The organism is Vibrio sp. 10N.261.45.E2 (genome assembly GCF_002875705.1).
GTDB lineage: Bacteria > Pseudomonadota > Gammaproteobacteria > Enterobacterales > Vibrionaceae > Vibrio.
Genome location: NZ_MCZZ01000111.1, coordinates 299,385 through 312,310, shown reverse-complemented (window position 1 = coordinate 312,310; position 12,926 = coordinate 299,385). Strand labels below are relative to the sequence as shown.

The following is a 12,926-nucleotide window of genomic DNA, read 5'->3' as shown; positions in this document are numbered from 1 at the left end:
AACTTGTGATCAAGAGACAGTCCATTTAGGAGGCCTTTTTTGTCCCTGTCGTTTCCCTTCAAACTCCCTTCTATTTATCAGTTGAGTAAATAACGTAAGTTAATCCCCTGTTCATCTTCAAATCCGTATATTGGTGTCATCAACTTTTCGGACATGCTCACCACTGGAGGTATCATGGATATCAAAAGCTTACTGAACCAAGCGCTTAAATCAGATCTTGTTAAACAAGGCACTCAGAAACTCTCTCAAGGGTCATCAAGTTTAAGCAGCCTCTCTCAAGGTAGTAGCAGCAATGGCAAGAGTATCAACAAGAGCACGCTCGGAGCCTTTGGTGCAGGCGCAGTTGGCGGCGGACTGTTAGGGGCGTTAATGGGCTCTAAGAAAACCAAGAAAATGGGTAAGAAAGCCGCTGGTATTGGTGGCGCGGCGGCTCTTGGCGCACTCGCCTATAAGGTCTACAACGACTATCAGTCTAAACAAGGCCAAACACCGAATGCCGAACAGGCTCAATTTGATGAGAACGACTCTAACCATAGCGTACTGATTCTCAGATCCATGATTGCAGCGTCCAAAGCCGATGGTCATGTCGATGAAGAAGAGATGGCTAAGATTGAACAAGCCGTCGAAAACATGGGTGCCGATTATCAACTGACTAAATTGGTATCAGAAGAGTTGCACAAACCGCTCGATCCAAGTGAAATAGCTCAGCTTGCGACCTCTCCTCAACAAGCGAGTGAGATCTATTTAGCGTCTTTGATTGTAGCGGATGAGCAAAACTTCATGGAGAAGGCTTACCTCAAAGAGTTAGCTAAACAACTCAACCTTGCTGATGAAGTGACTTATCAACTTGAACAGCAAATCTCTGGTTAAGCGGTCAATATCCGACTAATTGGCAAGCTAACAAGTGATACGTTGAGCATCAACAGAATGAGATATTGAGCAAGGACAAACTAACTCTGAACTTAATCAGATCCACTTTGTTTTTGCTTATCTCTATGTGTATATTGAGATCAGTTATCATTTGGTTAGGTATAAAAATGAAAGTATACGATTGTTGTGATTTGGTGCGTGAACTGTATTCTCAAATTGGCAGTGGCGACCAAGGCTACATCCCTAAAGCGATCACCTGCGCGGTAAAAACATTGAACGACCTTGCTGCAGATGAATCTCTTCCTAAAGAAGCGCGTGAGCGTGCAGCATTTGCCGCTGCTAACCTACTGATCTCAGATTTCGAGGACTAATATGAACCTCGCTAATTTTGAAAAGATGGATCCTGTGATGTTGATGAGTATCGTCAACATGAAACTACGTGACGACTTCGGCGGTGATTTGGATCGAGTGGTTAACTTCTACGAGATCGACAAAGCAGCATTGATCGCTAAACTTGCTTCTGCTGGTTTTGAGTTCCTTCCAGAGGCCAAACAGTTTCGGTAGTGGTTTAGAACAAGCTTAATTTTGAAAGGCCAACCTCAGTGTTGGTCTTTTTTATTGGTGATACATATCGAATAAACATGCAGTTAGCCAGTTATAATTTCTCGGTCTGCATCTATACTTTTATATCTTAGAGTCAACGAACGCGCCTTGAACCAAAGCGTATTGTTGTATAGGCTACCTCAAATAGCATATAAAACTCATCAACCAACCTGATGATAGCGAAGGATTAACAATGAAAAGACTCGGACTTTTAGCCGTTTTTGCAGCAACACTGACCGCAGGTTGCGCTTCAAATACACAGCAAGACAACTTTCGTGAAGCCTCTTTTGAGCTGTGTAACACCGAAGTCGATATTTACTCAGTAAGCCATGATGAAAGAGTTCGTATTGTCTGCTCTGATGGCTCTAAATTCGCTTTAAACAGCGAAGACACGCTAGAAGTGATGCGTGATATCAATATCGACTACTGTGATGGTGAAGGCTTAGGTAAATTCAATGAGAGCCGCCATTACTACTCATTCAAGTGTAAGTCTGGCACCCTACTAAGCATCAGAAAGTAAAACCAACTCTAGCAAACCATAAAGGGTTGATGTGCAAACATCAGCCCTTTTTAGTACCCGCCTTTCAATTACTCTCAGATAACGCAACTCTCATACCGACAAATACAAAAAAGGCCCCAAAAGGGACCTTTAACATCATTTTTCAAAGTAGATGAACGAAGTTCAAGGAGCTCACGCGGAGTTTGCGCTAGCAAATGAGTATGTGCGACACAGAAATTCGTTCACTCTACAAAGAAAAATTAAGCGTAAACTGGTAGACGCTTACAGATTTCTAATACTTTAGCTTTAGTCGCTTCGATAACAGACTCATCACCCATGTTATCAAGGATGTCACAGATCCAACCTGCTAGCTCTTTCGCGTCTGCTTCTGAGAAACCGCGACGAGTGATAGAAGGAGAACCGATACGGATACCTGAAGTAACGAACGGGCTACGTGGGTCGTTAGGTACTGAGTTCTTGTTCACAGTGATGTTCGCTGCACCTAGTGCTGCATCTGCTTCTTTACCTGTGATGTCTTTGTCGATTAGGTCAACTAGGAACAGGTGGTTCTCTGTAGAACCTGAAACGATGTTGTAACCACGAGCTAGGAATTCAGCAACCATTGCTTTTGCGTTAGCAACAACGCGTGCTTGGTATTCTTTGAACTCTGGCTCTAGAGCTTCTTTGAACGCTACAGCTTTACCAGCGATAACGTGCATTAGAGGGCCACCTTGGCCGCCTGGGAATACTGCTGAGTTCAGTTTCTTGTAAAGATCTTCGCCTTCGTTAGAAAGGATAAGACCACCACGAGGACCAGCAAGCGTTTTGTGCGTCGTTGTAGTTACTACGTGAGCGTGTGGAACTGGGTTCGGGTAAACGCCTGCAGCGATTAGACCTGCTACGTGAGCCATATCTACAAACAGGTAAGCACCTACTTTGTCAGCGATTTCACGCATGCGCTTCCAATCACAGATTTGAGAGTAAGCAGAGAAACCACCGATGATCATCTTAGGTTTGTGCTCAACAGCTAGTGCTTCCATCTCTTCGTAATCGATTTGACCTGCTTCATCGATACCGTAAGGAATGATGTTGTAAAGCTTGCCTGAGAAGTTTACTGGAGAACCGTGAGTCAGGTGACCACCGTGCGCTAGGCTCATACCTAGAACAGTGTCGCCAGCATTCAGTAATGCCATGTATACAGCGTTGTTTGCTTGAGAACCTGAGTGAGGTTGTACGTTTGCGTATTGAGCGCCAAACAATTCACATGCACGTTCGATTGCTAGAGTTTCAACTTTATCTACGTACTCACAACCACCGTAGTAACGCTTACCTGGGTAGCCTTCAGCGTATTTGTTTGTAAGTTGAGAACCTTGAGCTTCCATTACACGTGGGCTTGTGTAGTTTTCTGAAGCGATAAGTTCGATGTGCTCTTCCTGACGAAGAGTTTCTTCTTGGATAGCTGCGAATAGATCCGCATCGTAATCAGCAATGTTCATGTCACGCTTAAGCATCTGTATCTCCTGACTCAGATTGTACTGAAAGTTTCAAAAAAACCACACAACGACCGAAAGCAAACGTTTCCGTCACCGTTTTGATGTGACGCATTCTACATAATTTGATCTAGGTCATAAAGAGCTAATTGCAATTTTATCATGCAGTTTTTTCATAATCACAAATAAGATTCATCATGGTTATTGAGCTTATCGAACCAAAGATGATGCTTACTGTCAATTTTACGCTTTACACCCTGTAAAACGCAGATTACATAGGTTTACCTTAATTTTGCACCTCAAGCTACCGAAAGCTAAGGTTTTTCTCTACTATGCACGCCTTTATTGGTTAGGTAATTATAAAAACGATGGAAAAACACTCACGTAAAGAAGATTGGGTAGCAATTCTCACTGGCACGTTTTTAGTGGCGTTAGGCGTCTTCTTTTTACAGTCAGCAAATCTACTTACCGGTGGTACTACAGGCTTGGCTCTGCTTTTGAGTCAATTCTTGCCTGTAACCTTTGGTATTTTGTACTTTATTGCTAATTGTCCATTCTACTTATTAGCATGGAAACGATTCGGTCGAAGCTTTGCTATTAGCAGTGCAATTTCTGGTGCTTTAGTGTCTGTGTTTGCCGACCATTTATACTTAGTTATCTCGCTAGAAGTTCATAACGAGATCTACTGTGCGGTTGCCGGCGGCTTGTTAATGGGCTTAGGTATGCTAATTCTGTTCCGTCATCGCTCAAGTTTGGGTGGCTTCAACGTGTTGTGTTTGTATATCCAAGACCGCTACGGCATCTCGGTAGGCAAAACTCAGATGGGTATTGATGCGTGTATTCTGTTTGCATCCTTCTTCTTTGTATCGCCTTGGGTGATCGCCGTATCTGTATTAGGCACTGCAGTACTGAATATCGTATTGGCAATGAATCACAAACCGACTCGCTACTCAGTGAATTACGCGTCTTAATACCAATCACCGTATGAATTACTAGCTGTTTTTAATAACAAAAACAGCTAGAATTTAGGTTTTATAAACCGTCTCCTTTTCTATGCAAGATTACCTCTCAAACGCCAAAGACCAACAAGCCTCTATTTTTATTGAAGGCTTGGAATTCAACCCTAATACACGAGTCTTAAGCTGCGATGAGCAGGTCATTGATTTAGAACCTCGTTCTATCGAGCTCTTAGAGCTATTTCTTACCAGCGTTGGTCAACCGCTCTCGGCTGAGCACATCATTGAATCGGTATGGCAAAGTAACTTCATCTCCAAGAATGTTCTTACAAATAGAATCAGTACGCTGCGTTCAGTGCTTCAAAAACATCTGCCTGATATCGACGCAACTAAAATACTGGTGACTTACCCACGCAAGGGTTATTTCCTTAATCCAAGTTCGGTTAGCTTTACATCGGCTTCCCCTGAAACCGCACCGAATGATATCGACATAGAGTATCCAACTAATAAAAAAGGAGTTATCTCCAATTCAGTTAACCCTTGGCTCGTTGTGATGTCTTTGGTTTTGCTGGTTAGCACTACGATAATGGGTTATATGCTTTGGCAATTTTCGACTCGAGCCTCGGAAGCCCAACGCGACCAACGATTGATTCCTAAGGTCGAGCTACTGCTAAACCGCATCGATGCCATTGGAGATAATGCGAGGACACATCGCAAGGCGGTTAAAGCGCTGCTGCTTCAACAACAAATTGAATACGCTTATACCGATTTAGCGAATCAAGATGCACCGAGTTACTTCGTTGACCCAATAGACAGCACTCCTTTCTTTCCAGGTGCAAAAAACATGCGCACCAGTGATTACCTGCTCAATATTCAATTGAAAGATCAGGAAGTCGATACACGTCTTGCGGCTAAGGTCAGCCTTATTTATCCAAGTTCAGGAAAGCTGGCTTTTCGTGGTGTCTACTCAATAGAAATGGATAACCTCAGTGAAGACTTAATGGAGATAAATAGAGAGTTAGCGAACTACTTCGCTTTACCTGCTCCACTATCACCAGAATGGTCTGTCAGTGACAAAGAGTTTGGTCGCTTGCTTGATGGGCAAGCTCAGGATCTTAATAGCGCACAACTCAATGTAATGACCTCAACCTTGCTTGCGCGACAACTGGCTCTGTTTGAGACCGACCACCAGCGTCTTATTAACTTCACTAACCTTGTTCAAACGCGTTTTAAATTGATTCCTGACGAGCTAAAGCTGTGGCTTGGGATTATCCATTTCAAGCTGAGAGACCTGCAAACTGCGAAAGAGTTTCTAACCAACACGGCGGGTAATTCGACCATCGAGAATGCACTGGTCTATATGATGATTTCCCATATTGCTTACCAGCAGGAGGACATGGATAAATTTCGCCTCAACTATATGGAATCCTTAGTCGCGTTATTGCGAGTGGTTCCTTCAAAAGAGTTGTTTGATCGCTTATCCAAACCTGAGTCGAAATCGACCTGTCTCCAGCCTTGGAAAAATCTAAAATTGAGCATCAAGGAGCCACTGATCATCAAGCAATGGGAAAACCTAATGCTTAACTACTGCACGAATGTCGGTCATCAACTTTCCGAATGAAAAATATAAAACATTTAAAAACAAAAGCTTAAATATAAATTAAGATCTTATGTATCTTCATTTTTTGCCCTATTAACTCCCCCAATAATAGCATTCCTAAAAACATCAGGCCGCTCAAGGCCAACTATATTAGGAATGCTCAACATGAAAAAAACAATGACGCTGCTAGCGACCTCTATCTTTGCTCTTTATGGTTGTGGCGGCGGAGGTGGCTCTTCTTCATCAAGCTCAACTGGTGCAACTCAGTTCGACTACCCGATCAACAACTCTCAGTTTGCACCAAAGAACATCACATTGTTGTCTTACCTAATATCTGAAGATGGCGGTGAAAACATAGCACTGGATATTGCATACCGAGATATCAGTTCACAGCAAATGTTGGCCAATATTCAGTTGGAATTAGATAAGTTAGCGATCTCTAATGAGACTGAAGGTGTAGCAGAACTAGAGAAGCTAAAAACAACGTTAGAGAGTATGGTTAACAGCGGCATCAACGACTTCTACGCCGCTGATATGACGGTACAAGGTGAAACGGATAGTGGCTTGTTTTACAAAGGCAGTGATGGCTTTGTTAACTCAGTTGATTCCAATATAGAATTGAGTAATAGTGAGACTGTCGACTTTTTAGTGACCAACCCGGTATTCAAATCCTCAGGCAGTACAGTAAAAGAAAAAAGCCCCAACATTAGTCACAGCAGCAGTTCTGTCGGGCTTTCGTTTGAGGTTACTACTGGCCAACTAGAAGCCTTGCTTGATGATTTCTACGAAGGCGAGATCGATGATTTAGGACCGTCAGACACACAATGTGACTTCCATTGGCAGCAACAAGTTTCCGAAAATGGTCAGCGCTCAACGGTAACGGTTCAAGACAAGAAAATTGAAACGGCGTACCTGAAAGTTGAAAACACTTACAACGTTGTTTGTGATGGGTATGATTCAGCTGAATTTCAAAGTAATACCGAGACATGGTTTAACCCAAACTTTGGCGTTGTGAAAATGATGGACTGGGACGAAAAGAATGGCACCCAACTGAGCGAAATGACATGGGTTCTCGATTCATTTACGGTCAATAAAGGCTAACAACCGAAACCTTCCATTGAAAAATAGGAAGGAAAGCTTTGAGTCTGACACATAGAGTTCAGGCTCAAAGCTTATACTCGCATAGGGGAACGAGTATTATTGCTCTATCAAGAGAATTCTTGTTTCATACGGTCGTAAGGCTACCGTGTTTACAGAAACTGGCGGCTGCTCATCAGAGTAATTCCCCAATAACAATTGCGCTTTATCCAGTTCAAATTCATTAGGTAACTCAACCTGACATGCTTCACCGTAATAGTTGTTAATACAAATCAAAGTCTGACTATCAGTCTCGCGAGAATACGCAAATACCGATGGATGCTCAGGCAGCAAGTCTTGATAACGACCATGCGTAATCACAGGCATTTGTTTACGTAACTCAATCAAACTCTTGTAGAAATAGAAAACAGAGTCTTTATCTTCAAGTGCTTGCTCAGCGTTAATCTCAGGGTAATTATTTGCTACATCTAGCCACGGCTGAGCATGTGAGAATCCAGCGTAAGGCTCACTGTTCCATTGCATTGGTGTACGGGAGTTATCACGAGACTTCTGCGCCAAAATCGCCATCATATCTTGATGAGCTACACCATCACGGTTCACCATGATGTCGTACATATTGGTACTCTCAACGTCACGATACTGGCTGATGTCGGTATAGCCAGGGTTGGTCATACCTATCTCTTCACCTTGATAGATATAAGGCGTGCCTTGCATCATGTGCACAGACGCAGCCAGCATCTTGGCCGACTCAACACGATATTGCTGATCATCACCTAAACGGCTCACCACTCGCGGTTGGTCGTGGTTACACCAGAATAGTGCGCCCCAACCTTTTCCGTTCAAGCCGGTTTGCCAATGGTTAAAGATCGATTTTAGCTGTAAGAAATCAAACGGAGCATTAGTCCACTTCTCACCATTGATGTAATCAACCTTAAGGTGATGGAAGTTAAACACCATCGATAGCTCGCTGTTATCAATGTTTGAGTATTGCTGGCAATGCTCAAGTGTCGTTGAAGACATCTCGCCTACTGTCACGCTACCGTATTTTTGGAATACCGCTTCGCTGATCTCTTTCAGGTATTCATGCACTCGTGGGCCATCAGTGTAAAAACGACGGCCATCACCAATATCATCATTAGGGAAATCTTGCTGTTTCGAAATCAGGTTGATCACATCCAAGCGGAAACCATCAACCCCCTTCTCTGCCCAGAAGCTGATGACGTCTTTCACTTCTTCACGTACAACCGGATTCTCCCAGTTCAGGTCAGCCTGCTCTTTGGCGAATAAGTGTAAGAAGTATTGCCCCGTCGCCTCATCCAATTCCCATGCATTGCCACCAAACTTAGACTGCCAGTTAGTTGGTGCTTGACCATCTACTGGATCTTTCCAGATATAGTAATCGCGGTACGGGCTGTTTTTGTCACCCAAAGCAGATTGGAACCATGCATGCTCTGTCGAAGTGTGGTTTACCACGATATCCATAACGATACGGATACCACGTTGGTGCGCTTCAGACAGCAGTAAGTCGAAATCTTGCATAGTGCCGAATTGAGGATTAATCGCGTAATAGTCTGAAATATCATAACCATTGTCGATCATTGGTGATGCGTAAACCGGGGTGAGCCAAATCGCATCGACACTCAAATGTTTGAGGTAATCCAGCTTCGAAATGATCCCTTTGATATCGCCAGTACCTTTACTGCCACTGTCACAGAAGCTCTTCGGGTAGATTTGATAGATGGTTGCGGTTTTCCACCAGCTTTCATCATGTTCAGTCATCGCCATTTCTAACACTCACTTACCAGAAAATAAAAATTAAAATCACCATGTAAATCATGGTCGAATAGCCGTTATAACTAAAAGAAAAAGCTATAACTAAGAGAAAAAGCGATGGCTCACTTTGGAGTCATCGCTTATTTAATGCATTACGCGTTGGCGGTTTCTAGTTCGCCTTTCATCTGTGCTCGTTTATAGAAGAACAGGGTTAACGTGACGGGTAGTACAATCGCCACCAGCATCGCAATTAAGTAAACAGACCAATATTGCGGTTGAATCGATAAGATGCCCGGCAAGCCACCGACACCGATACCATTCGCCATTACACCTGCGCTACCACAGATTGCGGCTGCAACAGCACTACCAATCATTGCACTCAGCATTGGGAATTTGTATTTAAGGTTAATGCCGTACATCGCAGGCTCTGTTACACCTAAGTAGGCTGAAATTGCCGCAGGAACTGAGATGTCTCGCTCGCCTTCACGCTTACTCAAAATAATGATGCCAACGACTGCAGATGCTTGTGCGATATTTGATAAAGCAATCAAAGGCCAGATTGGTGTGCCACCTAAATCTTGCATCAGTTGCAGATCCACCGCGTTGGTGGTGTGGTGAATACCCGTGATAACCAAAGGTGCGTAAAGGAAGCCAAATACCACCGAACCAAGAATCGCAAAGTCGCCTGTCATTGCCGCTTTAGCTGCGAATGCTACGCCATCACCCAACATACGACCGAATGGACCGATGAAAGCGTGCGCTAGAATCACAGACAAAATAATCGATACGAATGGCACTACAACTAGGTACAAGTAAGCAGGGACGATACGCTTAAGATTAGTTTCAATGAACGCCAAAGCCACACCCGCTAACATCGCAGGGATCACCTGAGCCTGATAACCGACTTTCTCAATCACAAAAAAGCCAAAGTCCCACACTTCCGGTACCGCTTTACCTATCATGTAAGCATTCATTAATTGCGGTGACACCAAGGTCACACCAAGCGTAATACCCAAAATAGGGGTTCCACCGAGCTTCTTAACCGTTGCCCAACACACACCAACTGGCAGGAAGAAGAAAATAGCTTCGCCGATCAACCATAAGAAAGAGTGAACGGTTGCCCAGAATTGACTGATTTCAACTAAGGTTTTGCCGTCGAACATGCGAATGTCGCCAATCACATTACGGAAACCAAGAATCAAACCACCAGTAATAATGGCAGGCAGCAGTGGTACGAAAATTTCGGCTAAATGGGAGATACCACGCTCAAGGAAGTTCATATTTTGACGAGCAGCCAGCTTCGCCTCATCTTTTGATGATGCCTCTTTACCTGTCTGCTCAATCAGAAGTGCGTACACTTCATCAACTTCAGTGCCAATCACAACTTGGAATTGGCCTGCGTTAGTAAAACAGCCTTTTACTAGCTTCAGTTTTTCGAGTTCAGCTTTGTTTGCCTGCTCTGTATCGTTCAATACAAAACGCAGTCGAGTCAGACAGTGGCTGACACTTGCAATGTTTTCTTTACCACCGACTAACTCGATAAGACGCGCAACGTCTTGCTTCGCTATCTTACTCATACTACCCCACCCTGGTTTCATTCAATTACTCATCTAAACCATCTAGCTATAACCACTCAGATTTAGATTCATGGGAACATTCCCAATTGCGGTTATTATAATGCCCGCATGAATGATAAATTAAAATGGGAACAGTCCCATTAATTGAAAGAGATCACACTCTAATTTTAATCTAAGCGGTTCAATTTCGCTTAATTGAGTGGATTATAGAATAGGAGATTGGGTGTGATGAGAGATCTCTGAATTGCCTAAAAGCTGAGAGATCAATAGATTAGCCGCTAACTTACCTGCAGCTTGGTAGCCTGGATCAATGCTAAATACGCGAGGAAACAAGAAAGAGAGAAGATCATTGCCACCAACGCCTGTTACGACCACATCTTCACGTTGTCGTTCTTGCAGACGTTTGATGACACCGAGAGCTAACGTGTCACTGGCACAGACAATCGCTTGAGTCGTGGGAGTTAAAACCTCATCCACCAGCTGATAAGCGCTTTCATGATGCAGCTGTCCAGTACGATAATTCGCAATCACTCCAGTGCTTTCACACCAATCGAGGTAAGCCTTGAGACGCAGTTCACCCGTTGATTTGTCGCTAGGATCAACACCAATAAAACCGACATCTGAGATCCCCTGATCCGACAGGTGCGCTAACGCACTATTGATCACCTGTTGGTTATCATAGTTGATCGACGTTACGTTTTCGGTATCCAGAGCAATAACTACAGCTTTGTGTTCCCAAGCTTCAATTGCAGGAATGTCGCAGTCAGTAAAGCCAAATACAATAATCCCATCAACGTTACGACGTTTTAGAACCTGTAGGTGCTCATTGGCTTTGTCTCTGTCGAGTTGGCTTTCCATGATCACCACGTCGTAATCCGCTCGATACAACTCAGTCAGCATAGTGCTGACGGCTTTGTTTTCAGAGGGGGAATCTAAGCGAGAGATGATCACGCCGATGACTTTTTGGCTGCCACCGCGCATAGACTGCGCAGACTTTGAAGGCGTGTACCCAGATTCTTGAATTACTCTTTCGACCCTTTCACGGGTTTCAGGTTTCACTTTTGGATCATTGGTCAGAACGCGAGATACGGTTGACTTACCAACACCGGACAGTTTTGCAATATCAAGAATAGTGAGTTTTTTGCTCATAAAAAGTCTAACGTTAAAGGGAAGAGAAGAAAAAGTGAGGGTAGATTCCCTCACTTAACTGTTTGTAAATACTAGCAGTTCTTACTATGACTTACTTTTGGCAATTTCGATAGACTACACGACCAAGTTCTAGACGTGCATTGTCACCTTTCGTGCGCAAAGTGATGCTGTTAATCATCTCTGAGGTACCATCGTCTAGAATGTATTTGGTTCCTGATCCGGCAGGTACTTGAGTCAACTGGTACTCATTATCAGGCAAGCGTAATACCGCTTTTTCATTATCAAGGTAAGACACATCAAACGAAACGTCAGACTCACATTGATAAGTCACGAACTGATTATCCGATGTTGCGCCATCAGTCTCAGGGGCTGCTGATTTAGAGCACCCAACCAATGCTACCGTACATAGAGATGCTACCAACATAGCTTTCATACTTCGTTCCTCATCTTTATATAGTCAACGACACTTAACGTATTCACAGGTTCGAAAAACCTAATGTATTTACCTAATGATAGGTCAATACCTTAATGATAAATAAAACGTTTAGCCTTTTAAGAAAGCAGGTACATCTTTAATGCTATCAAGTACCACGCTAGCCAACGCTTCACCTTTTTCAGTGATTGGTTTACCGGTTCTTACCAAGACTTTAGTACCAACACCTGCCGCTTCCGCAGCCATCATGTCTTCAGCTTTATCGCCGATCATGACGGAGTTAGCCATATCAATCTTCAGAAAGTCACGAGCAGAAATGAACATGCCTGGCTTTGGTTTACGGCAATCACAGTCTTGCTTGTAGTCACCAATACCGTGTTCAGCGTGGTGAGGGCAGTAATAGATGCCATCAAGCTCAACGCCATTGTCGACAAAGTTCCAATCCATCCACTGCGTTAAAGAAAGAAAACGGTCTTCACTAAACATGCCGCGAGCAATACCAGATTGGTTGGTCACTAGCACCAATAAATAACCCATATCTTTAAACGCTTTCGCTGCTTCAAACACACCATCGATGTATTCAAAGTCATGCTCATCATGTACGTAGCCGTGATCAACGTTAATCACACCATCACGATCTAAAAAAACAGCAGGTTTAGACAAAATTTTGTTCTCTATCAACTCTCTATTAATCATTAATTATTACACGCTTTATTTGCTTCATCACTATCTATTTAGTTTTGCGTTCGTTAACGATTTGTTTACAGCTTATCCATACAATCGACGTTTAGCCGTCTAGACGTAAAAATATCTATTGACTTAGATCATAGAACACCATAGCATCGTCTGTAAATCGAGCGAGCTATCGACATATTATT

General features: G+C 43.4%; 13 protein-coding genes. 7 read left to right on the top strand and 6 right to left on the bottom strand.

Features of this window, described 5'->3' with window-relative positions; translation table 11 throughout:
• Positions 1-174: 174 nt before the first annotated feature.
• The 4 genes from BCT34_RS09335 (at position 175) to BCT34_RS09320 (ending at position 1,993) form a co-directional block, all read left to right on the top strand.
• Positions 175-870, top strand: a complete 696-nt coding sequence (locus tag BCT34_RS09335; protein WP_076652444.1) for a tellurite resistance TerB family protein — start codon at positions 175-177, stop codon at positions 868-870.
• 167 nt (positions 871-1,037) lie between these two features.
• Complete coding sequence (locus BCT34_RS09330; RefSeq protein ID WP_008222923.1) at positions 1,038-1,241, top strand: YaeP family protein; 204 nt, start codon at positions 1,038-1,040, stop codon at positions 1,239-1,241.
• 1 nt (position 1,242) lies between these two features.
• On the top strand, positions 1,243-1,434 hold the full coding sequence (locus tag BCT34_RS09325; protein ID WP_010436438.1) for a DUF4250 domain-containing protein: 192 nt from the start codon (positions 1,243-1,245) through the stop codon (positions 1,432-1,434).
• A 232-nt stretch (positions 1,435-1,666) separates the two neighbouring features.
• Positions 1,667-1,993: a hypothetical protein gene (locus tag BCT34_RS09320; RefSeq protein ID WP_076652442.1), complete on the top strand. Its 327-nt coding sequence runs from the start codon at positions 1,667-1,669 to the stop codon at positions 1,991-1,993.
• A gap of 239 nt (positions 1,994-2,232) precedes the next feature.
• Here the strand turns inward: BCT34_RS09320 and glyA are convergent, their stop codons facing one another.
• On the bottom strand, positions 2,233-3,483 hold the full coding sequence (glyA, locus tag BCT34_RS09315; protein ID WP_076652439.1) for a serine hydroxymethyltransferase: 1,251 nt from the start codon (positions 3,481-3,483) through the stop codon (positions 2,233-2,235).
• A gap of 347 nt (positions 3,484-3,830) precedes the next feature.
• Between glyA and BCT34_RS09310 the strand changes: the two genes are divergently transcribed.
• From BCT34_RS09310 to BCT34_RS09300, 3 genes are all read left to right on the top strand, one after another.
• Positions 3,831-4,433: a YitT family protein gene (locus BCT34_RS09310; protein WP_076652436.1), complete on the top strand. Its 603-nt coding sequence runs from the start codon at positions 3,831-3,833 to the stop codon at positions 4,431-4,433.
• A gap of 82 nt (positions 4,434-4,515) precedes the next feature.
• Positions 4,516-6,039 (top strand): winged helix-turn-helix domain-containing protein, encoded by a 1,524-nt coding sequence (locus tag BCT34_RS09305; protein ID WP_102300469.1) that lies wholly within the window; start codon positions 4,516-4,518, stop codon positions 6,037-6,039.
• Positions 6,040-6,183: 144 nt separating this feature from the next.
• Positions 6,184-7,119, top strand: coding sequence for a hypothetical protein (locus tag BCT34_RS09300; protein WP_076652434.1), 936 nt, complete (start codon positions 6,184-6,186; stop codon positions 7,117-7,119).
• A 96-nt stretch (positions 7,120-7,215) separates the two neighbouring features.
• On the opposite strand, the gene treC is transcribed toward BCT34_RS09300, so the two are convergent.
• The 5 genes from treC to gmhB all read right to left on the bottom strand — a co-directional run bounded on the left by treC (position 7,216) and on the right by gmhB (position 12,711).
• Positions 7,216-8,901, bottom strand: a complete 1,686-nt coding sequence (gene treC, locus BCT34_RS09295; protein WP_076652432.1) for an alpha,alpha-phosphotrehalase — start codon at positions 8,899-8,901, stop codon at positions 7,216-7,218.
• A gap of 140 nt (positions 8,902-9,041) precedes the next feature.
• Positions 9,042-10,466 (bottom strand): PTS trehalose transporter subunit IIBC, encoded by a 1,425-nt coding sequence (treB, locus tag BCT34_RS09290; RefSeq protein WP_076652455.1) that lies wholly within the window; start codon positions 10,464-10,466, stop codon positions 9,042-9,044.
• Positions 10,467-10,670: 204 nt separating this feature from the next.
• A complete protein-coding gene (gene treR / locus BCT34_RS09285) occupies positions 10,671-11,615 on the bottom strand; it encodes a trehalose operon repressor TreR (protein ID WP_076652429.1) in 945 nt (314 codons plus the stop codon).
• A 91-nt stretch (positions 11,616-11,706) separates the two neighbouring features.
• Entirely contained in the window at positions 11,707-12,048 is a 342-nt protein-coding gene (locus BCT34_RS09280; protein ID WP_076652427.1) for an MliC family protein, read from the bottom strand.
• A gap of 111 nt (positions 12,049-12,159) precedes the next feature.
• On the bottom strand, positions 12,160-12,711 hold the full coding sequence (gmhB, locus tag BCT34_RS09275; RefSeq protein WP_076652452.1) for a D-glycero-beta-D-manno-heptose 1,7-bisphosphate 7-phosphatase: 552 nt from the start codon (positions 12,709-12,711) through the stop codon (positions 12,160-12,162).
• Between the last annotated feature and the right edge of the window lie 215 nt (positions 12,712-12,926).